The organism is Prevotella sp. P3-92 (assembly GCF_002251205.1).
GTDB lineage: Bacteria > Bacteroidota > Bacteroidia > Bacteroidales > Bacteroidaceae > Prevotella.
Map to the genome: position 1 here is coordinate 83,550 of NZ_NPJE01000063.1, position 24,576 is coordinate 108,125.

The following is a 24,576-nucleotide window of genomic DNA, read 5'->3' on the forward strand; positions in this document are numbered from 1 at the left end:
TAATATTTTAAATAATATATGGATATTTTTTGTTAGATTGTAAGCAATCTTATATATATTGCTTACAATTCGTTTGCAAGCTTTCATTTGTAGATAGAAAACCACCGCTTATCCTATCATATTGCTATCTTATTTTGTAATTTTGCAAGCAGAACGAAAGTTTAAATAGAGGATAATATGACAAAGTGTAAGCAAACCAACAAACAACAAGGGCTTTATCAACATGATTATGAACATGACGCCTGCGGTGTGGGCATGGTGGTCAACATCCATGGCAATAAGAGTCACGAATTAGTAGATAATGCTTTACGAGTGCTGGAAAATATGCAGCACCGCGGTGCAGAGGGCGCTGACAAGAAAACCGGTGATGGTGCAGGTATCATGTTGCAGATTCCCCACGAGTTTATACTGCTTCAAGGCATTCCTGTACCTGAAAAAGGAAAGTACGGAACAGGTTTGATTTTCCTTCCAAAAGACAAGGAACGCCAACAAGAGATACTCTCTATTATGATAGAAGAAATAGAGCGCGAGGGGTTGCAGTTAATGCATCTGCGTAACGTGCCCGTCAATCCCGAATGTTTGGGACAGGCAGCACTGGGCAATGAACCCGACATCAAGCAGGTTTTCGTTACTGGAGTTGCCGACGACAGCGTTGCCGACTTTCCACGCACACTCTATGTCATCCGCAAAAAGATAGAACATCGCGTCAGCGATGAAGACTTCTATATCTGTTCGCTAAGCAACACAAACATCATTTACAAGGGAATGCTCACCAGCAAACAGCTGCGTGAGTATTTTCCCGATCTTTCAAATCCCTATTTCACCAGTGGTCTGGCACTTGTACACTCACGTTTCAGTACCAACACCTTCCCCACTTGGTCGCTCGCACAACCTTTCCGACTGTTGGCACACAATGGTGAAATAAACACCATACGTGGCAACCGTGGATGGATGCAGGCACGCGAAAGCGTATTGTTGAAAGAGGATTCACCACTTACTCCAGCAATCTCGCCCATCGTACAGCCGGGTATGAGCGACTCGGCATCACTTGATAATGTATTAGAATTCTTTGTGATGAGTGGTCTGTCATTGCCTCATGCCATGAGTATTCTTGTGCCTGAATCGTTCAACGACAAGAACCCAATATCCGAAGATCTTAAGGCTTTCTATGAATACCACTCTATTCTGATGGAGCCATGGGACGGTCCCGCAGCCCTACTTTTTAGCGATGGGCGCTTTGCCGGTGGTATGCTCGACCGCAATGGCCTACGTCCTGCACGCTATACCATTACTAAAAACGATACGATGGTAGTAGCTTCTGAGGCAGGAGTAATCGATTTCAATCCTACGGAAGTGGCTGAAAAAGGTCGCTTGCAACCAGGTAAAATCTTGCTCATCGATACCCAAGAGGGCAAAATCTATTATGATGGCGAAATCAAGGAACAGCTCGCCAAGGAGCATCCCTATCGCCAATGGCTTTCTACCAACCGTATCCAGTTGGAGAAACTCAAGAGCGGTCGCCATATAGCCAACAGCGTAGATAACCTTTTGCAAAAAGAAGTGATGTTCGGTTATGGCGAGGAAGATGTCGATGGCACCATCGCACCGATGGCAGTCAATGGTGTTGAGCCTACCGCTGCCATGGGTAACGACACACCATTGGCGGTGTTGAGCAATCGTCCACAAACGTTCTTCAACTATTTCCGTCAACAGTTTGCCCAAGTCACAAACCCTGCTATCGACTCTATCCGCGAATCACTTGTCATGTCGCTCACGGAGTATATCGGTCGTGTAGGCGCTGGCATCCTCACTCCAGACGAGAGCAATTGTAAGATGGTGCGTCTCCCCCACCCCATTTTGAATAACACTCAGCTCGATATACTCTGCAATATTCGCTATAAAGGATTCAACACCGTGAAGCTTCCCATGCTCTTTGAATGTAAAAAGGGCGAAGATGGACTCCGCGATGCACTATCGAAACTCTGCCACGATGCAGAACAGTCGGTTGATGCAGGCTACAACTACATTATCTTATCAGACCGTGAAGTAGATCAAGACCACGCTGCCATCCCATCATTACTCGCAGTCAGCGCCGTCCACCATTATCTCATCAGCGTTGGAAAGCGTGTGCAAACCGCCCTTATCGTTGAAAGTGGCGAGATTCGTGAAACGATGCATGCTGCTCTGCTCTTAGGCTATGGCGCCTCAGCGCTGTGTCCTTATATGACGTTTGCCATACTCGACGACCTCGTCAAGCGCCACAAGATACAGGAAGACTATACTACAGCCGAGGCCAATTATATCAAGGCTGTCAAGAAAGGACTGTTTAAAATTATGGCTAAGATGGGTATTTCTACCATCCGTAGCTATCGCGGTGCTAAGATATTCGAGAGCATCGGACTCAACGAGAGTCTCCTGAAGGCATATTTCGGCACAGAGGTGAGCACCATTGGTGGTATCGGTTTGGAACGTATCGCACGCGATGCTATCATACTACACGACAAGGCTTTCGCCACCGGAAACGATGCAGAAACAGCAGCCGAGGCTTTCTTGCCCAATTTAGGACAGTTCCATTGGCGCAAAGACGGTATCCGTCATGCATGGAATCCAGAAACTATTGCCACCTTGCAACTTGCTACTCGCACAGGCAACTATGATAAATTCAAGGAATATACACACTTGGTGGATGACAAAGCAGACCCCATCTTCATCCGCGACTTCCTTGGTTTCAAGAAGAATCCTATCCCTCTTGAAGAGGTAGAACCCGTAGAAAGCATTGTCAAGCACTTTGTTTCAGGTGCAATGTCATTTGGCGCACTGTCGAAAGAAGCACACGAAGCCATTTGTCTGGCTATGAATCTGCTGGGAACAAGAAGTAATACTGGTGAGGGCGGTGAAGACTCTGAACGTTTTCACAGTACCGTTGACGGCATCTCTCTATCTTCTAAAACCAAGCAGGTGGCCAGTGGTAGATTCGGTGTCACAACTGAATATCTTGTCAATGCAGAAGAAATTCAAATCAAAGTAGCACAGGGTGCAAAACCTGGCGAAGGTGGTCAGTTGCCCGGATTCAAGGTCAATGAGGTCATTGCAAAGACACGTCACAGCATTCCGGGTATCAGTCTTATCTCTCCGCCACCACACCACGACATCTACTCTATCGAAGATTTGGCTCAACTCATCTTTGATTTGAAACACGTAAACCCTCGCGCTGCCATCAGCGTCAAGCTCGTTGCAGAAAGTGGTGTAGGCACTATTGCTGCCGGTGTAGCAAAGGCAAAGGCCGATCTTATCGTTATCAGCGGTGCTGAAGGCGGCACAGGCGCATCACCTGCCAGCAGTATGCGCTTTGCAGGAATATCGCCTGAAATCGGACTGAGCGAAACTCAGCAGACCTTGGTAAAGAATGGATTACGCGGACAGGTACGCCTCCAAGTTGATGGACAAATCAAAACCGGACGCGATGTCATACTCATGGCACTGATGGGTGCCGAGGAGTTTGGTTTCGGCACATCCGTACTTATCGTATTAGGATGTATGATGATGCGCAAATGTAACCTCAACACCTGTCCTATGGGTGTTGCCACACAGAATCCGGAACTGCGTAAGCACTTCATCGGACGCTACGAATATCTCGTCAACTACTTCACTTTCCTTGCAAGAGAAGTACGCGAATATTTGGCTGAAATGGGCTTCCGTCGCCTTAACGATATCGTGGGACATACAGAACTTGCTGTGGTAAAGGATACAGAGACAACAACAGACCACAAACCTGTGCTCGATTTCACACGTCTGCTCTTTAAAGAGGGTGACAGTAAGACAGCACTCTGCCATATCCCAACCAGCGAAATGCACACTGACACTACTTCGCTCGATGCACAGATGATACGCGGTGCAGAGCCAGCCATAGAGCGTCAGGAAGAAGTCAATCTTGACTTTGCCATCAGAAATACCGACCGAGCCGTTGGCGCAACACTTGCAGGAACCATTGCCCTCCGCTATGGACAGCAAGGATTACCCGACCAAACCATCAATGTGAAGTTCAAAGGATCGGCTGGTCAGTCATTTGGTGCATTCCTCAACAAGGGTATTTCATTCAAACTGGAAGGCGAAACCAACGACTACTTCGCAAAGGGACTATCAGGCGGACGTATTGCCATACTGCCTCCAGTACGATCTAACTTCAATGCAGAAGATAATATCATTGCAGGAAATACCGGACTTTATGGTGCTACAAGCGGCGAACTCTATATCAATGGTAAGGTTGGCGAACGTTTCGGAGTAAGAAACTCAGGAGCTATAGCCGTTATAGAAGGTGCTGGCGACCACTGTTGCGAATATATGACAGGCGGACGCGTCGTCGTTTTAGGACAGACAGGACGCAATTTTGCTGCAGGAATGTCGGGCGGTGTTGCTTACGTATGGGATAAAAACCATAACTTCGACTATTTCTGCAATATGGATATGGTAGAAATCAACCTTGTAGAAGAAGCACAGTACCGCAAGGAACTACACGAACTCATCAGACAACACTATCTGTACACCGGTTCAAAACTGGCACGTACCATGCTCGATGACTGGCAGCGTTACGTAGAGGACTTCATTCAAGTAGTTCCTATCGAATACAAACGCGTGCTGCAAGAAGAACAAATGAACAAACTCAGACAGAAAATCGCTGATATGCAAAGAGACTATTAAGCATTGAAGCACAGAAAGACAATAGACAACTATGGGAAATCCAAAAGCATTCTTAGAGATACACCGGCAAGAAGCTGGCTATCGTCCAATACATGACCGTATCCACGACTTCGGTGAAGTGGAGCAAACGCTCAATACCAAGGAACGCAAAGCACAGGCATCACGCTGCATGGACTGTGGTGTTCCATTCTGCCACTGGGCTTGTCCGCTGGGCAACAAACCACCCGAATGGAACGATGCTTTGTATCGTGGAGACTGGGAACTTGCCTATCGGCTACTCAATGCCACCAATCCGTTCCCTGAATTCACAGGACGCATCTGCCCAGCATTGTGCGAGAAAGCATGCATTCTCAATTTGATAGAACACGAACCCACTACCAACCGAGAAGATGAAGCCTCTATCACAGAAGCCGCATTCCGTGAGGGTTATGTTATTACCCACCATCCCAAGCGCAACGGCAAACGCGTGGCTGTCATCGGAGCAGGTCCTGCCGGCCTCGCAGCAGCTAATGATTTGAATCTAAAGGGTTATGAGGTGACCGTCTATGACCGTCACGAAGCTGCCGGAGGTCTGTTGCGTTATGGTATTCCCAACTTCAAACTCAACAAGGCCATTATAGACCGACGCATGAAAGTGTTGTATGATGAAGGTATTAAGTTTGTATTTGAAGCCGATATCGACCTACAGCATCTGTCACTCGCCAACGAGTTTGATGCCGTAGTGATTGCCACCGGTACACCAACAGCACGCGATTTGAAGATTCCCGGACGCGAACTCAAGGGAGTTCACTTTGCACTCGACATTCTCTCACAACAGAATAGAATACTCGATGGTATAGAGTTTAAGAAAGACGAAATCGTCACCGCTAAGGGTAAAGACGTGCTCGTCATTGGTGGCGGTGACACCGGTAGCGACTGTATTGGTACAGCCCACCGTCAGGGTTGTAAGAGCGTGACACAGATAGAAATCATGCCTAAGCCACCTGTAGGACCAGAAGATCCTAAAAATCCATGGCCTGCATACCCCAGAACTCTCAAAACTACGAGTAGTCACGAGGAAGGATGCACCCGTCGCTGGAATATCAATTCACTTGAATTCATAGGCAAGGACGGTAAACTGACTGGTGTACGCGTGCAAGAAATAGATTGGAAACCCAATCCAGAGGGCGGTCGTCCACTCATGGTGGAAAAGGGAAAACCAGAGATTATCAAAGCCGAACTGGTATTACTCGCTATGGGATTCCTCAAGCCCGAACATCCACAGTATCCCAAGAATGTTTTCGTTTGCGGCGATGCTGCCAATGGCGCCAGTCTTGTGGTACGTGCATTAGCAAGCGGCAAACAGATTGCCGACAAGGTGGATGACTTCCTCAAGAAATAACATCACAAACAATACAAACACAAAAACCATTGCGTGCAGACCGAATCCATTCGTGTCTGCACGCTTTCATTTGCTATTTACGCTTGATAAGCATCATCGCCACGATAGGAGCACCTACCAGTGCTGCCACACTATTGACGGGCAGAGCGCCTTCAAAACTGGGCAATCGCGACAACAAACAACATATCAACGTAAGCATAATACCAGAAAACAAGGTGGCAGGCATTAACCATCGATGGTCTGAGGTGCGAAACAAAACACGCGCCAGATGGGGTACAGCCAATCCAATAAACATGATAGGACCGCAATAGGCAGTCACTACAGCAGCAAGCAAACCCGAAGAAACGATAATCATGGTGCGTGAGCGACGGATATCAAGTCCTAAATTTCGTGCATAATTATCTCCCAATAGCAACATGTTCATCGACTTGATGAGCAGCATACTCATAGGCAACAACACCGCCATCATAACGGTAAAGACCATAAGTTGTGTGCCACTGGTGCGTGTGAAGCATCCCAATCCCCACACCACATACGCCTTGACATCCTCTTCAGCACTGAAAAATTTCAGAATGCCTATTATAGATGTGGCAAGATAACCAGTCATCACACCGATAAGTAGCAACGTAACATTTCCCTGTACGTATCTTGCCACAAATATGATGAGTGCTAATACGAGCAATGAACCAGCCATAGCGGCAATAGTCATAGCTACATCGCCCACATAACCCAATCTACTCAATGCCACACCACCAATGGAACTGCTCAACAGCACAACGAATGCCACACCAAGCGAAGCACCGTTAGACACACCAAGCACCGACGGTCCTGCCAAAGGATTGTGGAAAACGGTCTGCATCTGAAGTCCACTCACCGCCAGACCTGCGCCTGCCAAGAGCGCCGTAAGCGTCTGTGGAAATCGTGAGTTCCATATAATATTACTCCAGATGGTAACCTCCGTGGCATCATATCCCGCAGTATCGAGTCCAAGGAGTATGTCTGTCACGGCACGCAAAGGTATCGTTACCGTTCCGATAAGGATGTTGAACAGGAAAAGGACGGCCACTCCCACAAGAGTGAAAGCCATCATGATGGCAGGACGATGTTTCACTTGTATAGCTATATTATTGTTTCAACAGATGATAGAATGTCGGTTTGTAATCCTTCGGCATGAGTTCGGGATGGAAAATGGCAACGAAATCAGCCAAAACCTTATCAGGACAGACAGGAGAAATCTCGTAATACGGTTGGCGTTTCATATTGCAATAGATCACGTGGCGGTCATTATAAGCCTTAAAGAGCTTATTACGAGGTTCCGATTTAGCAAGCGCTTCATAGGAAAAGTCACCCGGAAAACTATTCAGAATACGCCAATAGTCGGCTTGCGCAGCCTTGACATACATCGCTTCGAAGTCGATGGGCTCACCTCCGGTATTATCGTCTTGGATAACATAGTCTGCACCTGCATCACGGAAGATCTGTGCCAAATAGTTCTTTCCGCCTACAGCATGCCAGTTACCACCGTGCATTTCACCGCTAAACACAGTAGGACGTTTGCCATTAGCCTTTGCCACTTTCTCCTTCAACGCCTCATAGCGGTCGGCTATCTCCTGAAAAACAGTATTTGCTTCACGCTCCCTGCCTACGAAAAGAGCCACAAACTTAATCCATTCAGCCTGTCCCAACGGGTCGAGTTCCTTAAAGCCGAGATGTGGCACAAGCGTCACACCAGTCTCCTTGATGGCATCATAACCACCTCGTTTGAATGGCGATATGAAAATCACATCAGGTTTGGCAGCCATCACCAGTTCGGGATCAAAGTTGCCTTCCATACCTATTTTTACAATATCACCAGCTTTGACACGAGCCTTGATCTGCTTATCAAAGAGATTTTTTGTACCCGTAATACCCTTCACCACTTGCGTAGCGTCAAGGACAGTAAAGTTTGAAAGTTGCAACATGGTCATCAGTACGACACTACGCACAGGTACCTCTATCTTAGTATATCCGTCAGGAATCTCATCAGTGGCACCTCTGTTGACAAGTGCAAAACGATAGGTCATACCTTTTCCTTTCTGTGGGTCCTTCACTTCCACTAATCGGATGCCGTTACCGGGATATTCCACATGGAATCCCTTGGCATATTTTGGCTGTACTATACACAGACTGTCGGTAGCTTTTGACAGTTCGGCAGACTGCCCATCTTGTTGTTTTTTATTGCCTGTACACCCCACTGTTACAGCAAGGAAAGCGATGAAAAGATAAATGTAGAACTTCTTCATGTTCGTCAGTTATTATGTTTGTTTTGTTATTCTTCATTCAATATAATGATCTCCAACTGTCCATTGGGCAACAACGGATGACACACCCGATAGCAATAACCAGTCAACACATCGATAAAAGCCTGTTGGCGGTCGGCGGGCACGATAGTCCATAGTTCACGTGCCAGAGTCATTTGCAGCGCCCTACGGCACACATTCTCATCACATCCAGCCTCTGCCAGCATCTTAGCAATGAAGTCTTTGTCCATCGTACAACGCTTGCTATGGGTATCCAGATGTCCGGCTGCCAATTTCACCGCCTTGCCCATCATCATCACCAAACATACTTGCGCAAACTGCAATTGTTGCGCAATCTTCAAGGTATCACCGATATAGTTGCCATACTCCACAAAACACTGTGCTGGCAATGTTGGAAAGCGGTTGCGAACCATTCTTTCGCTTTTCGCACCGCTATTGATAACAACCGTATCAAAACCTGCAGCCTTTGCCACTGTCATACATTTGCGGATGCTATCAACGAAGGCTTGCTCTGAAAAAGGTTTGATAATGCCCGACACACCAACGATACTGATACCGCCCTCAATGCCTAATCGTGGATTAAACGTATGTTGTGCGAGTTCTTCACCTCCCACTACAGACAGCGTCACACATACCGATTCCTCATGAAGATTACGGTGTATCATCTGTCGCGGCACCTTGTTGATGGCAGCTTCACCTGGTGGATAATCAAAACCAGGAAGTGTGAAACGACCGATACCCTCACCACCTTTGATGGAAAGCGGCTGTCCTGTACAGGTCACCGCAGCACGTATTTCCGCTCCTTTGGTAATATCAGGGTCGTCACCACTTGGTTTGATCACATACGCATACCCCATGCCATAACCCACCGCCACAGGTATTGTCTCACCGTTGGGCAGCATGACATCGACCGTATCGGTTTGTTGTTTGCCCATCAACTGACGATAGGCAGCCACAGCAGCAGCAGTAGCACAAGTGCCCGTAGTCAGCCCGCTATGTAGCGGAAAGAACTCAGGCAACAGTTTTTCTACCATCAATCGCAGTCCATGTTCACCGTTTACACTCTGAAACGACTGCGGCATAGCAGGTCTGCGGATAGCAATCATCTTCATATTGCGCCGTCTGGCTTCATCCACCTTTTGTTGGAAACCACCCGAAAGTCCGCTCTCCTTCAGTATCATGACATCTGCATGGAGTTGATTCTCCTGACCGTATCGGATGAGTTGATCCATGCTCACACCACAAGCCAAAGCCTTGATCAGGCTCGATGGTCGGTCCAGAATATGATAATACATCTTGATGCCATGGTTTTCCAATACTTTCAACCGGGCAATACTCTGTACCCCCGTAGTGGCTTCCACTATCGTTCCAGGTTGTTTGCTCAATAGTTGAACCACGTCGTCATAGGAATCTACCCATGTGATGTCCGTGTCACGTGGAGGAAAGATGCGTTCAAACCTGATGACGGGCAACCGCAATTGATTTGCCACCCTTGCCACCGTATAGTGCAGTATGGTAGCAAAAGGATGGGCAGCATCCACCAGCAGACGTATCTGCTTCTGTTGACAAAACGCCAACATAGCCTCTTCTGTCATGGCACCTTGTATGGCAATGCCATGACAAAGTTCCACTTCCTGCTCTCCCGTCTTCGTGGAATAGTAGAAAATGTTACCAGCCTCTTCCAGTTCGGCAACGGCTTTTCGTCCTTCTGTGGTACCTCCCAATACCAGTATCATTCCTTTGTAGCTTTTCTAAAAAGATGTGTAAAATGACTGCTGTATAGTTCCGACAATCCATGTCGATTATCGATAGCCTCTCCCACAACAATCATGGTGGTCAATGTCAAATGGTTATCTTTGACAATAGCAGATAGCTGATCGAGCCTGCCGCGGTAGATATGCTGGTCAGGCCACGTCAGATGGTAGCATGCAGCAACGGGTGTATGGGGCGGATACTCCTGCAACAACTGCCGTTGCACATCATCCACAATAGCTGCACTGAGGAAGATGCACATCGTACTTTGACTTCGTGCGAGGAGATGCAGTTTTTCCTTTTCAGGCATAGGCGTACGCCCTTCACCGCGTGTAAGTATTATCGTTTGGCAACGCTCAGGTATGGTAAACTGCGAGCGCAACTCTGCTGCAGCCGCCAAGAACGATGATATGCCCGGTGTGATATGATAACTGATGGCATTGTCATCAAAGAATGCCATTTGTTCCTGTATAGCTCCGAAGATACAAGGGTCTCCCGTATGGAGTCTCACCACTAAGAGTCCACGGTCGGTAAACGATTTCATCAGTTCGCATTGCTCTTCCAATGCCATCGAAGCACTACTTCTCACCACAGCCCCATCCTTCGCACAGAGCGTGAGTTCGCGCGGTACAAGACTGCCAGCATATAATATAAGGTCTGCTGTCTCTAAGAAACGGCGTCCGCGCACAGATACCAAATCAGGATCACCGGGGCCTGCCCCAACTATTTCCACGTGTCCACGACGTTCATAGCGAGGTTCGACAGCCATGGCAAGTGTCCAGTGTGTACCCTTCTGCTTGGTCATCAACAAGTCGTTGGTGGCTGCTCCCAACATAGCCGCAGCTTCACAAACGCTCTTAGTGCCTACGTGGTTTTCCACCACTGCGCTGGGTGTGGGCACCTCCTTGGTATTGAGTTCGTCGGCAGTCAATAGTTGCACAGGCGCTTCTTCCTGTAGTTTTCGTATGATAGGTTCGTCAGCTTTCACATCAATAGTATGCCAAGCGACAATTGCCTGCTGCATGATGCGATGATCACTGATACACTTGCAGATGCTTTGCAAGTGAGTGATGGGCGCTTGATGTGCCAGTCCGATGCCGGCATGCAGGCACTTAGGCGAATACCACACGGTCGGCAATTGAGTTTCGGGCATTACAGGCCCCACCACCAAAAGTAGTTTATAGCGTTCCATATCGATGTCTTCCGCATGATAGAACACGCTGACGTGTGGCAAACAATGGCTTTCCATCCAGTCAGTACCCTTGTCTCTTGTTTCCAACAACAATGCGGTAGGCTGTTGAGCAACAAACAGAGCAATCTGTTGATTGATGTGTGTATCAGCCATGACCCATCCAAAGCGTTGCGCCAATATGTCGAGAGGCCACAAATCATTTAAGTCACTCTGCGTAGTGATGACAGCTTCTGCCCCTATGATATGTGCAATATGCCGGGTGAGTTCGTTGGCACCCCCCACATGTCCTGATGCCACGGCAATGGCATGGCGTCCGCAGGTATCTACACAAACCACTGCAGGATCAGTATGCTTGTCTTCCAAGAGCGGTGCTATCGTACGTACACAGATGCCCAGCGCGGCAATAAATACAAAAGCCTCGTAGTATTTCCAGCTTTTTTCCACGTCTTTTACCGACAAGATATCGGCATCGGTCTCTCTGGCCATCGTTTCTGCCAGCATCCGCTGATCTTCCGAAAGGATAATTATTGCTTGATGCATTTCCTTATTGTTATAGGGTTATAATCGTTAAGTATCAGGTGTAATGGCGTTTGTGGTGTGAGCGGAAGGCTCTGACAGGCTTCTTCAAAGAGTCTGTTGCTCTCTTCCGTCACACAGTTCATCACCATACAGCCTCCCGATGGCAACACTTCACAGAGTTTTGCCATCATTTCTTTGAGTTTTCCGCCATGTCCTCCGATAAACACACTGGTAGGTTTGGGCAACGTATCAAGATGCTGCAGCATGAAATCGCCTATGACAGTCTGTATGCCTGGAGTACCAAATCGGCGCGTATTCTCGCGCATGAGCGCCTCCCCCTCCTTTCTTATTTCAAATGCCACAATATCTATTGTGGGATAGAGCCGTTTGGCTTCTATCGATATGCTACCAGTACAGAATCCCACATCCCACAGTACACTATCGGCATGGAGTCCCAGCTGTTGGATGCTCAACAGTCGGAAGGGCATCTTGGTAATCATCTTGGGTCTGCCATCAAGTATGGAGAAATCCTCGTCGGGTATTCCCATGGGAACATTTTCACGGAATTCTTTCTGCAACAGTATGCAGCAGTTTGGTTGTGCAAAAGAGAGCGATGCCGCCTGTTCAATACTGATTTGACAGATATGCTCCGTCTGTGGGTTTCCCAAGTGTTCGCCAATGGCTATTTCGTAGTTGTCATAACCATAGTCCAGCAAGCGCTGTGCAATGGTAGCCGGCGTATGGTGACGGTCTGTGAGACATCCTATCTTCTGTTTTCCAGTTATCAGTGCCGCATCGAGGGCATTCCATGGTCTTCCTGTGAGCGATACAAGCGTCATGTCGTGATAGGGCAAAACGAGTCGATGTGCCAACATTTGGAGGGAATGAAACGTGGGTACGACGCGGATTGGAGCCTCAGGAAACTGTCTTTTCAACGTTGTTGCAAAACCATAGAATAATGGATCGCCAGATGCAAACACCACGATGTGTCCCTCACATGCCATATATTGCCTGAACACATCCGCAAGCGGAACGGTGATATCTATCCACTGTGCACCATGTGGCAACCGTTCCGCCATGATTTCATGATGTCGGCTTCCACCCGAAAACACCGTCGATGTAGCGATAAGCTGTTCCACTTCTGAAGGAAATACTGGATTAGGATGGTCGTTGATACCTATGACTGTAAACTGTAACATCATCGATTGTGTTTTATTATAAATCTCTTCCCGGCACGAGTTGAATGGCGTCGTCGAGTGTCATGATGGCATTACACAGTGTTGCAGCAATATTACTGCCACCCTTGCGCCCTTCAACAATGACCTTGGGAACGTCAGCAAAACTCTTCACCATATACTTAGACTCCTTCACATGTACGAATCCAACAGGTGCAGCCACGATACCTTGCGGTCGTGCTTTACCCTTACGCATCAGTTCGCAAAGTTCGATAAGTGCTGTAGGTGCGTTGCCAAAGGCAAATAGTGCATCGGGATGTTCCTCCACAGCCAGTCGTATGCCAGCCTGTGTCCGTGTGATATGCTGTTGGGCTGCCATCTGTTCCACTCTTGAATCGTGTAGATAGCACTTCACGTCCAGTCCTAACCGTTGCAAAGCACCCTTGCGTATGCCGCTCTCCACCATGGTGACATCGGTCACGATGGTCTTGAGCTTTCCTTGTCTGATACGCTCAAAGATGCACTCCGCAGCACCCTGATCTGTATAGAGCACATTCTCCATTTCGAAATCGGCAGTGGTATGGATGGCATGTAGCAATAGCCAACGATGGTCGGTGGGATAGTCTTTGCGGTGCAGCTCTGATAGAATAGTGCTGAAACTCTCGGTCATAATACCCGCACCTATCGACTTTTCACACTCTTTCTGACCATATTTCTGTATATAGCCACGCGGTGTTATCATCTTGTCGGCAAAGGCAAAGGTCTGCGAATTACCTATGATGACGATGGTCAGCATATCGATATCATCCGGATTGAGCTTTCCGAGCGTGGTAAGCACTACCGTTTCTCCTTCACGCCCAGCCTGCCTGACATAGCCGACGGGTGTTTCAGGACTTCTTCCCGCGTTGAGGAATATCTCCTTGAGACGTCCCAACTGCCAATAGCGCTCGTTGGAACGTGGGTTATAGACGGCAGTCACAAAGTCTGCCTGTGCTGCCGCAGTGATGCGACGTTCTATAAGATTCCATGGAGTCATCAGGTCAGAGAGTGAAATCACACAGAAGTCGTGACTGACAGGAGCGCCCAACAAGGCGCCTGCCTTCTGAAAAGCGGATATGCCCGGATGCACGATAACCTCTACATCCGACTGACTTTTCGCCTTCATCTCCCATATCAGCGATGCCATGCCATAGATGCCGGCATCGCCCGACGACATGACAATCACCTGATGGCCCAGTTCTGCCAGTTGAAAAGCTATTTTCGCACGCTCATACTCACGCTTCATTCCAGTGTCGATACACTGTGCGGTATCGGGCAGCAAGGGTTTTATAAACTGGAAATAGAACTTATATCCCACCACGACATCGGCTTGTGCGAGGGTTTCTCGCACAGCCATTGTCATGTCGTCTATACTTCCCGGACCTATTCCTACAACGATGATTTGTTTCATAACTTAATTTTTAATCCAGCTACCAACATACGTCCCGGTGAATAGAGTGCATAGCGTCGCAGGCTGCTGTCTATTCGGTTGTCCGTCTTGTTGAATATGTTGTCTATACCCAAACTGGGCTCTACGGTCAGATGGCGAGCCAGCGAGAAGGTGTGTGTGGTATTGATATTCCACACCCCATAGCCCAGTGCATCCTCGTAAGCCGCATAATAGGTTTTCGATTGTAGTCTGCCATTGACATTAGCCGACAAGCAGTAGATGCCCCAAGCGCGGCTATAACTTACCGACAGCGTAAGTGCATTCTTGATACTGCGGTCGAGAATCTGCCATTCGTCGCCCGATTTCGAGCGTGCATAGGTATAGGCATAGTTCACATTGAAGTTGAGTCCATCGACAGGATTAGCGTAGATGTTGACCTGTAGTCCTTTCACATCACCCTTGTCGCTATTGACATAGTGTGCATAAGACGTCATTTTGTTGGCTTGTTCATCTGTCATTTCAGGAAATTCAGCCTTCAGCATCTCGCGCAATGGGTCAGTGAGCTTGATATTATCCTTGATAATCATGTCGTTGATGCGGTTGATATAACCCATGACCGACAGCGAGAAGCGGCTAACGCGATATTCTGCTCCCAGCGATACATAGTGGCTGGCTTCCGATTTCAAGTTTTTGTTGCCAAACGACACCTGTGGTTTTCCGCGATTGACAGAGAAGTAACGGTAATAGAGTTCGTCGAGTCCGGGAGCTCTGAATCCGTTGCTATAGGTTGCTCTGAGTCGTATAGGTCCGTTGCTAAACATCAGTGCCACCTTTGGTGTCAGTCTGCTACCAAACTCCTTATGGTAGGTATAGCGTGCACCAACGGTAGCTTTGAGGTGTAGTGGCAATGCCATTTCGTGCTGTCCATAGCCAGAAAGGGTATAGGCATTATTGTCTATGTTTCCTGATGTAGTCACCAACATATCGTTGCGCCAATCAACACCGAAGATGGTTGTAGAGTTTTGGGTGAGTCCGAGTATGGCTTTCACCTCGCCATCCATGGTGCGTTGCTTCTTCGACTGCACATAATCGCCCACCTTGTAGGTTTTGGTTTCTACGTCATACTCCTTTCCATAGCGGTAACGATCTACTGTAAAATCCGTCTGAATGGAGTTTCTTGAGTTCCATTTGTATATTCCTCCCACATTCCAGCGCAGCGATTTATAGCGCATTTCATAGTCGAGACCACCGGTGATGTCGGGGTTTGTATTGGGACGGTCAGTCTTTTTATATCCATACTCCATGCCCGCATTGAATGCCAGTTGCTTGGTTGTCTGCCAAGTGAAGCGCTGACTGACCAGATTGTTTCTATATCCAGTAAACAAGGGTGACAGCGATTGCTGTGTTTTGTCCTCTTCTCCCTTCACATATTCCAGTGGGTTGATACGATAACTGTCTGCCCTATCGTGTGAAAAGGAGGTGTATGATCCGAATCCATGGCTATAGATATCTACATTGACCTGCTCGGTAAACTGTCCTTTCCCACTTACCCGCGAGTTGGAAGTGGCACTGACAAGATTGCCTGTAGGTTGGTCTGTGATGATATTGATTACTCCTGCGATGGCATCGCTGCCGTACAGTGAACTTGCCGCACCGTCGAGTACCTCTATACGCTTCACTCTTGCCATGTTGATGCGATTGAGATCTGCGTTGTTGGAGATGTCTCCACTGAGTTTATGTCCATTGATGAGGATAAGAATATACTTTCCTCCGAGTCCGTTCAAACGGAGTTGCGACCCCATGGCATTAGGTGCCATGGAAAGTTGCGGCATGGTATGTGTGAGCGCATCAGCAAATGTAGTGATGCCTTGCTCTTTGATTTCCTTCGCCGAGAGTACGTGCACCGGTGTAGCAGTGACTCCCAAACGCTGATGATGCCCCGACCCCGTCACTACAACGGGATTGAGGCTCATCTGTTTGTCAGCATCTGCCGATCCGCTTTTGCTGTGGATCTGTGCCGATGCAACTATTGCGTTTACTGATAAGGCGAAGATAACGAGTAGTCTGTTGGTCTTCAAAGTTTATCAGATTTTATGTTTGTTTCTGGTTTATTCGGGGTTCTTTGAGTGATAGTAATCCACAGTTTCAGCGTTCTTGGTGTGTGCTTTATAGAGTGCGCGGACATTGGCAAACTCAAGCAGACCCTTTACAATTCCCTTGTCGTCGGTATAGCTATCGTCCTCGATGGTGTATCCCATGTGTTTGAAATACATCTTCCAACTGGTGTCTTCAACCTCACCTTCGTCGTTGGTCTCAAATCCATTGTCCCAAGCATCGTCGTCACCAGCCATATCGTTGTGGGCGTGGTCACCGGCAATAGACATCAGCGGAGCGCAATATACCTTACCGCTGGTGATGCCATCGTTGGCCATGCGCTGGTGAACGTGAGTTTTGAAGTTCTCCTTCATATCAACAGTTCCTACATAGTAGTTAGAGCTGTAAGCCTTCAGGGCTGTTTCCAACTGGGTGTAGCGAACATTGGCTTTGTAGGTATCGTAGGTGTCGGGGTTACCGTGACCCATGAACAACAAAGCGCCTTTCTGTGCATAAGAACTGAAGTTGTCGTTGAGTGCCTTAGCCAACTTATTCACGTCTGAAGGATATTCAGCCATCAGAGGATAGCCCAGCTTAAGGGTCATGGTGCTCAGATACTTATCGTCGAGGTCACCGTTAGAGTTGTTAGCGAAGTCTTTCATAGCGTTGATGACACGTGTGTATTCTTCTCCGGGAATCACCTGCATAGACTGAACGATGATTTCCTTATACTGCACACGTCCGAAAGCCTCCAGCCAGTATTTTGGCTCATAGAAATTGCGGGGCTTTACGTGTTCGCCAGCCATAGCACGGTTGATACAGATAGCTGAAGAGAACGACAGATAGACGTCGTAACCAGGGAATTCTTTCTTGTATTCCTCTACGGTAAGGTCGAAAGCATCGTATGCCTGCTGCCATGTCGAACCAAATGCAACGACGAGAATAGCCTTGTCGTTTTTCTTCTGTGACTTAACGGTAGCATCTACTTCCTGCTGGTAACGCTCCATGTTTGACTGTTGTCCGCCCTTGGAGTCATCGTCGTCGTCACCACAAGCAACGAATGTTGAGGCAGTCAGCAATGCTACGGCTGCCATCATGAGAAATTTAATCTTCTTCATTGTCTTTTTGTTTGTTATAATGTTGATTATTAAAAATGTTTCTAATCTTCTTTCCTTTCGCAAATCTGACAGTCAGCGAGGCGAAAAGCGTAGTACCCGATGTATTGGTACCGAGGTGTAATCCGTGTGGAGTTTTATCCACATAGTTGAAGATATTATCCACTCCAGCCTCTATACGGTAGGTCATGTGTTTGCTTTTTCCAAGGTCGTGGGTGGTGCTGAGACGCCATATCTGGTATCCCTTACCGTTGCCGTTGGTCTGATAGTAGCGTTTGGTTGACATCTTGCCATAGATACCGACACCCATCTGATAGTTGGTGGCAAACTGATGGTTCCATGTAGCGAAGACGTTGGCTTTATGGTGTGCCATGCCATCGATGGTGACATTGACCATTCTGTCGTGTGTGGTGTCGTAGATATTGGCTTTGGTATCAAGGTAACTATACCCTGCCCCGATACTCAGATGGTCTGTGGTGTATCGCAGATTGACATCCACACCATAGGTTTTGGCATCTTCCATGTTGTGATAGCGACGCACTTTACTGAGCATCTCACCATACTGTTGGCGGTAAACGTCTGGTGCTTCGCTCTTGGGTATGGTTACCAAGGCTATCATATCATCCACCTTATTATAATATCCCGTAACAGATACGTTGAAATGACCTATGGTATATTCGCCGTTTAGCGAGAAGTAATTGCTGGTTTGTGCCTTCAGGTCTGGATTTCCCAAAAACAGAATGATGCCGCTCATGTCGCGTGCATACTGGTAATTGAGCTCTTTGATGGTGGGTGTCTTAAATCCCTGGCTCCACGATGCTCTAAGTCTGAAGTCGCCAAGTTTAAGCATGGTAGAGAGTTTGGGGGTAAGTTTCCATCCGAAACTCTCGTTGCGGTTGAGTCGGAGTCCGGCTGTCACCTGGAGGATGTGCAGCAGTTGGAGTTCGTCTTGCACATAGATGGCCTCGGTATTATCGTCGGCGGTGCGTCCTTTGATGCTTGCAGGAGCTTTGAGATAATCGTAGCGTGCCTCAATACCGGCGCTGAGTTTGTTGGTTGGGGTGAGTGCAAACACACCTTTTAGATTAAACATGGTGCGCTCCTGATTGCTCATCAGCAGTTTTTGTCCGGTGAAATAGGGGTAGTCGAGAATGAAGTTGCCATCTTCATCGAAGCCTTCTGCCAGTGTTGTCGAGGTGAAAGCGTGGTAATAGGCATGTTTGTTCCAACTGACATCTGCCGTGACGAGGTCGCCGCGATTAGTGGTCCATTGCATGCCGGCAACGGCTGAAGCGTTCTTATACTTTAGGTCGTAGTTATAGACATCATATTTGGGATATTTGCCGCTCTTGCGGTATATACCCTTCTGATACCATGATCCTTCGGCATAGAGTTCTAATTGTTGGGTAGGATTCCATGCCAACCGCTCTGCTATCTGCCAATTGGTAAACTCGTTTGCAGTTTTGCTTTTCGAGTCGGTGACGGGTGTTGCCGAACTTGGTGTATGTTCGGTGGCGGTATTCTGCCATCCGTCGTTGTGCTGAAGTTGAAAGTTGGTGTATGATTTCCATTGTCCAAAGCGCAGGGCAATGCCGTTGTGCTGTCTCACATCGTTATGCGATCCGTAGCGTGTCTTGTTTTCAAGCATCACGCCTTCATTATGCTTACGGGTGATAATATTGATGACTCCGGCTATGGCATCGCTTCCATAGAGTGCCGACGAGGCACCCTTGACAATCTCGATGCGCTCAATATTGTTGGGGTCGATAAGTCCGAGGTCGTTTTGTCCGCCTACATCACCATGCAGGCGCTTACCGTCGATGAGTATTAGGATATAGGAATTGCCCAGTCCGTTCATCTGCATTTGCGATCCCATGTCGCCCTGTTCGAAGTCGAACGATGCTGACAACTGGGAGAGTATGTCTTCGATGCTGCGTCCGGCAAAGGTTTTCAGCACCTGCCGATTGATGACTTCGGTCTGTACCGGAGCATCTTTCAACAAGTGGCGCGTACCAGTTCCTGTCACCACAACCTCTTGCAGCGACTCCTTGCTCTCAATGGTTTTCTGTGCTAAAACCGGCGGACACACTACTATAGCAAGTAGCAGACCCGCAATATTTCTGCAAGTCATAATACCCTTATAATTCATTCTAAAATAAAATAGGAAATTGTCAACCCTTAATCCTGAGGGCGCAATGTCTTGTCTGGGCGTTTGCCTGAGATAGAACATATAAGGCAGGTCTTCTGGCTCTCCCCAGTCTGTCATACCTTCCCGAGTTGCCTCAGTGGCGTTATACTGACAAACTTGCTTCAAAGGGGGATTACAGCTGCAGGTACAGCTCCGGTCTTTCACCGGATTCCCTTGCATCATACGGCATCTGCCGTTGATTGCCTTTCCTTTCCGGGTGCAAATGTAGTCATTTTATGTTATATGGCAAAAAAATCATAGAAAAATCGGATTATTATCCTCCTTTTTTGTAATTTCGCACCCATGAAGCATACTTTCGCCCAATTTCTAATAGCGGCACCGGCATCTGGGTCGGGCAAGACCACCATTTCCATTGGTATGATGGCGGCGCTGGTGCGTCGCGGCAGAGTGGTGCAACCGTTTAAGTGCGGTCCCGACTATATCGATACAAAATATCACGGTATGGCGTGCCACCGATCGTCATACAACCTCGACCTCTTCATGGCGACAGATTCGCACGTGAAGGCTATCTACTCTGAGGCTTCGCGCGATGCCGATATATGTGTGGTGGAGGGCATGATGGGACTTTTCGACGGCTTTCAGCGCCAGCAAGGCAGTGCGGCACATGTGGCAGCCACACTCCATTTGCCGGTAATACTGGTGGTGGATGCCAGCCATACGGGCTATTCAGTGGCACCACTGCTACAGGGTTTGGCGCGTTACGATGCCGATGTCCATGTCAAGGGTGTTATATTCAATAAGGTGGGAAGTCCACGCCACGACCTCATGCTGCGTGAGGCGGCAGCCGATGCAGGGTTGGTGTGTCTGGGATGTGTACCGCGACAGCGACAAGCGGAGGCTTCGTCGCGCTATTTGGGACTGGACTTTAGTCGTACCACGGATATGGACGAGATGGCAGACCTTGTGGAACAGCATGTGGATATAGACCAGTTGTTGCTGCTGACAAGTGGCGAGAAACCGCAGGAAACTATCGACCATCACACCGATAGACCACTATCAGACTGCCACATCGTAGTGGCTCGCAACGACGATTCGTTTTCGTTTGTCTATCAGCACCATATCGATTTACTGCAACGCTTGGGCAGGGTTACCTTTTTCAATCCTGAAGACAATCAGCCGATACCGGCGGACACCACCCTACTCTATCTGCCGGGAGGCTATCCCGAACAGCATTTAGAGGCATTGCAACGCGCCCAACAAACCAGAGCGAGCATACGCCGCTATGCCATCAGTGACGGAAAGATACTGGCGGAGTGTGGCGGCATGATGTATCTCTGCAAGGATATCGTCAGCGACGAAGGTACTTATGAGATGTGTGGCGTACTGCCCTACTCTATTGGCAGCCGAAAGAGCGACCGAAAACTATCTTTAGGCTATCGCCGCGTGACAGTTGGAGAGAAGGAATATCGCGGTCATGAGTTTCATTACTCCCAGTTTTTGCCGCCACTGCCCCACTCCGGCGCCGATGTGTTCAACGCTCGCAATGAGCAAACGCCTTCGCCGTTTATCATCGAAGGCAATGTGGTGGCGAGCTATACCCACTTGTATTGGCAGGACGAAGTGCCGTTCTTTGGCAAATGACAATAAACCACAGTAGGACAAAAGACCTTTGTTGCCACTGCTACACAATAAGCATAACGTACTGATATAATGTACGTTCCAACACTTTGGAACATACTTTCCTCAGCAAATCAATTTGTTTTCCTCAGCAAATCAATTTGTTTTCCTCAGCAAATCAATTTGTTTTCCTCGGCAAATCAATTTGTTTTGCTCAACTACATGACGTTTGCAGCCATGCTGAATGACGTTCTCGATGACGTTGAATGACGTTCTCGATGATGCTGAGTGACGTTGATGACTATGCAATTTCAATGAGTTTGGTCAGCAAATTCATTGAATTTCCTCAGCAAATTCATTGAAATTGGTCCGCAAATTCATTGAGTTTGCTGAACTATATGGCACTTATGAGTATTTAATCTTCTATATACCAATAGGTTACGCCACATCAAAAAACCTCTGAAAAACAAGGTATCAGGACGATACGCAACCCACTGTCTGCTGAAACAACTGTCAGCTACGGCTGGGAAGTGATGCGGAATGAAAGAAAAACAGTCTCCGACAAACAGCGTGTCGGAGACTGAAAAGAGTAGGGGATATCAACTGTTTGGAGTTGAAAAACTGTAGAAAGTACTACTACCTGACATTGTTGCCAGCATAAAAACATCGGCTGGAGAAAACACAGACTTAATATGCCTGTTCGTGAACACCCTTCACAGCACGACCACTGGGGTCGTTCAGATGTTGGAACGAACGGTCCCATGCCAATGCTTCGGCAGTGCTGCATGCCACGCTTGGCACACTTGGAACACTGCGAGCTGCACTATCGGAAGGGAAATGCTCAGCAAAAATGCTGCGATAGTAGTACTCTTCCTTATTCTGTGGCGTATTGATGGGGAAGCGCTCGGCGGCATGTGCCATCTGTTCGTCGGTCACAGCGGCTGCGGTAACGGCTTTCAGCGTGTCGATCCACGAGTAGCCCACACCATCGGAGAACTGCTCCTTCTGGCGCCATGCCACTTCATCGGGCAACATATCTGCAAAGGCTTGACGCAAAATCTTCTTCTCCATCATCATGCCGGGACAGAGTTTTGCCTCAGGATTGGTGCGCATAGCGATGTCGAGAAACTCTTTGTCGAGGAATGGCACACGACCTTCCACACCCCATGCAGCAAGACTCTTGTTGGCACGGAGGCAGTCGTAGAGATAAAGCTTAGAGAGTTTGCGCACCGTTTCTTCATGGAAAGCACGCGCATCGGGCGCTTTGTGGAAATAGAGATAACCGCCGAATATCTCATCGGCTCCTTCGCCAGAGAGTACCATCTTAATGCCCATCGACTTGATGACACGGGCAAGGAGATACATCGGAGTAGAGGCACGTACGGTTGTGACATCATACGTCTCAATGAAATAGATGACATCGCGGATGGCATCAAGGCCTTCTTGAATGGTATAGTTGATTTCGTGGTGGACAGTGCCTATGTGGTCGGCCACCAAACGGGCTTTGGCAAGGTCGGGCGCTCCCTTCAATCCAACGGCAAAACTATGAAGACGGGGCCAATAGGCTTTGGTCTTACTGTCGTCTTCAATACGCATATCGGCATATTTCTCGGCTACGGCTGAGATGATACTGCTATCAAGACCACCGCTGAGCAACACGCCGTAGGGTACATCGCTCATCAGTTGGCGGCGTACAGCGGCTTCAAGACCGTCATGGATAGCAGTCACACTGGCCTTATTGTCCTTCACCTGGTCGTAATCCATCCAATCACGATGGTAATACCGATGCATCTTTCCCTCGCCACTCCAGTAGTAATGGCCTGGCAGGAATGGTTCGTAGTGGTCGCACTGACCTTCAAGCGCCTTCAATTCAGAGGCTACATAGACCTTGCCATCGGCATCATAGCCGATATAAAGAGGGATGACACCTATCGGATCGCGGGCGATGAGAAACTCATCGCGCGTCTCGTCGTAGAGTGCGAAAGCGAATATGCCATTCAATTCTTCAAGGAAATCGATGCCACGGTCGCGATATAAGGCTAAAATAACCTCGCAATCGGAACCGGTTTGAAATTGGTATTGATCCTTATAGCGCTCGCGAAGGTCCTTATGATTATAGATCTCGCCATTGACGGCAAGCACTTGGCAGCGATCGGGACTATAAAGAGGTTGCTGACCTGACTCAGGATCGACGATAGACAAACGTTCGTGGGCGAGAATGGCATGGCCTCCACAATAGATACCGCTCCAGTCTGGACCACGATGACGTATTTTCTGACTCATGCGCAAGGCCTTGTCGCGAAGGGCTTGCGTCTGTTCTTCCACATGGAAGATGGCTACTATTCCACACATGATGATATTGTTGTTTTTATGTTTGCGTTGAGGTTAGGATAGGGGAGTGGCTGGATTAGCCTGCAGCCACTTAGGGCTGCAGGGTGAATCCAAACACGAAATAGGCTTTCTGATCACTTGGATTGGCCACCACCTGACCGAAGATAGGCAGGGTGAAGTGGTCGGTGATCTGAATGTCTTTAGAGGCTTTGAGGGCAAGATTGGTAACCGCAAAACCTGAAGTGTTGTAAGTGGTGGTGGCAAAAGGCACAGCACCGGCTGTGGCTGTCCAATCTACACCGCCCAACTTAAACGGAGCGTTGACTTCGAAATAAGATGAATAGGCACGGTCACCGTCTTTGTTGACACCGTCGTTGCCTGCAAAATTGGTGTACCAAGCTGCTGAAACAGGACCGAAATCGTAGCTCACATATCCTTCAAAGATATGGCTGGTGCCATGGGCGTTATAGTAGAAATAACGCTTTTCGGGGGTATTAAACCAATAATCGGTGACACCGATAGAGAATCCACCTACACTGTAACTGGCAGTAAGGTCGAGTTCTTTGTTGTCGTCTTTATCGAGTCCGACACTTCCCCAAGCCGAAAGACTCAGGCCTTTATAGGCAACACCCAAGGTGGGCTGAATACTTACATTGCCGCAATCAGTACCACGCCAGATATAATGGTTTACTACATCGGCAGATAAAGTGGTTTCTACTTTGTCCTGTGCATGGGCGGTAGCGACTGCAAAAAGCAGTCCTACCGATATAAGCAATACATTCTTTTTCATCGTCTTCATATTTTTTATTGATTAATACTATTGT

14 protein-coding genes and 1 riboswitch are annotated in these 24,576 nt (G+C 48.1%); of the genes, 3 read left to right on the forward strand and 11 right to left on the reverse strand.

The window, feature by feature from the left end; translation table 11 throughout:
* Window positions 1-177 precede the first annotated feature (177 nt).
* Complete coding sequence (gltB, locus tag CIK93_RS11470) at window positions 178-4,698, forward strand: glutamate synthase large subunit (RefSeq protein WP_094434874.1); 4,521 nt, start codon at window positions 178-180, stop codon at window positions 4,696-4,698.
* 31 nt (window positions 4,699-4,729) lie between these two features.
* Window positions 4,730-6,079 (forward strand): glutamate synthase subunit beta, encoded by a 1,350-nt coding sequence (locus CIK93_RS11475; RefSeq protein ID WP_094447436.1) that lies wholly within the window; start codon window positions 4,730-4,732, stop codon window positions 6,077-6,079.
* A gap of 73 nt (window positions 6,080-6,152) precedes the next feature.
* Here CIK93_RS11475 and CIK93_RS11480 read toward each other — a convergent pair whose 3' ends face one another.
* The 9 genes from CIK93_RS11480 to CIK93_RS11520 are packed head-to-tail and all read right to left on the reverse strand — an operon-like array spanning window position 6,153 to window position 19,786.
* The gene (locus CIK93_RS11480; RefSeq protein ID WP_371327201.1) at window positions 6,153-7,190 is read right to left on the reverse strand and encodes an iron chelate uptake ABC transporter family permease subunit; all 1,038 of its coding nucleotides are present in this window, start codon (window positions 7,188-7,190) and stop codon (window positions 6,153-6,155) included.
* Between the two features lie 13 nt (window positions 7,191-7,203).
* Window positions 7,204-8,361: an ABC transporter substrate-binding protein gene (locus tag CIK93_RS11485; RefSeq protein ID WP_094447438.1), complete on the reverse strand. Its 1,158-nt coding sequence runs from the start codon at window positions 8,359-8,361 to the stop codon at window positions 7,204-7,206.
* Between the two features lie 26 nt (window positions 8,362-8,387).
* Window positions 8,388-10,115, reverse strand: coding sequence for a cobalt-precorrin-5B (C(1))-methyltransferase CbiD (cbiD, locus tag CIK93_RS11490; protein WP_094440114.1), 1,728 nt, complete (start codon window positions 10,113-10,115; stop codon window positions 8,388-8,390).
* Window positions 10,112-11,863, reverse strand: coding sequence for a precorrin-4 C(11)-methyltransferase (gene cobM, locus CIK93_RS11495; protein WP_094389999.1), 1,752 nt, complete (start codon window positions 11,861-11,863; stop codon window positions 10,112-10,114). The genes cbiD and cobM overlap by 4 nt, the downstream gene beginning before the upstream one ends.
* Entirely contained in the window at window positions 11,848-13,044 is a 1,197-nt protein-coding gene (cbiE, locus tag CIK93_RS11500) for a precorrin-6y C5,15-methyltransferase (decarboxylating) subunit CbiE (RefSeq protein WP_094447439.1), read from the reverse strand. The genes cobM and cbiE overlap by 16 nt, the downstream gene beginning before the upstream one ends.
* A gap of 13 nt (window positions 13,045-13,057) precedes the next feature.
* Complete coding sequence (gene cobJ / locus CIK93_RS11505; protein ID WP_094447440.1) at window positions 13,058-14,467, reverse strand: precorrin-3B C(17)-methyltransferase; 1,410 nt, start codon at window positions 14,465-14,467, stop codon at window positions 13,058-13,060.
* On the reverse strand, window positions 14,464-16,524 hold the full coding sequence (locus CIK93_RS11510) for a TonB-dependent siderophore receptor (protein ID WP_094447441.1): 2,061 nt from the start codon (window positions 16,522-16,524) through the stop codon (window positions 14,464-14,466). The genes cobJ and CIK93_RS11510 overlap by 4 nt, the downstream gene beginning before the upstream one ends.
* A gap of 30 nt (window positions 16,525-16,554) precedes the next feature.
* Entirely contained in the window at window positions 16,555-17,658 is a 1,104-nt protein-coding gene (locus CIK93_RS11515) for a sirohydrochlorin cobaltochelatase (RefSeq protein ID WP_094447442.1), read from the reverse strand.
* Entirely contained in the window at window positions 17,645-19,786 is a 2,142-nt protein-coding gene (locus tag CIK93_RS11520; protein ID WP_094435048.1) for a TonB-dependent siderophore receptor, read from the reverse strand. Before CIK93_RS11520 ends, CIK93_RS11515 begins: the two co-directional genes overlap by 14 nt.
* An 85-nt stretch (window positions 19,787-19,871) precedes the next feature.
* Window positions 19,872-20,066: riboswitch (cobalamin riboswitch) on the reverse strand.
* Between the two features lie 80 nt (window positions 20,067-20,146).
* Here CIK93_RS11520 and CIK93_RS11525 point away from each other — a divergent pair.
* Entirely contained in the window at window positions 20,147-21,445 is a 1,299-nt protein-coding gene (locus CIK93_RS11525) for a cobyrinate a,c-diamide synthase (RefSeq protein WP_094447443.1), read from the forward strand.
* Window positions 21,446-22,108: 663 nt separating this feature from the next.
* Here the strand turns inward: CIK93_RS11525 and asnB are convergent.
* Window positions 22,109-23,773, reverse strand: a complete 1,665-nt coding sequence (gene asnB, locus CIK93_RS11530; protein WP_094391027.1) for an asparagine synthase B — start codon at window positions 23,771-23,773, stop codon at window positions 22,109-22,111.
* Between the two features lie 70 nt (window positions 23,774-23,843).
* Window positions 23,844-24,551 carry a hypothetical protein gene (locus CIK93_RS11535; protein ID WP_094391026.1) on the reverse strand — a complete coding sequence of 236 codons (708 nt, stop codon included), beginning with the start codon at window positions 24,549-24,551 and terminating at the stop codon, window positions 23,844-23,846.
* Window positions 24,552-24,576: the final 25 nt, after the last annotated feature.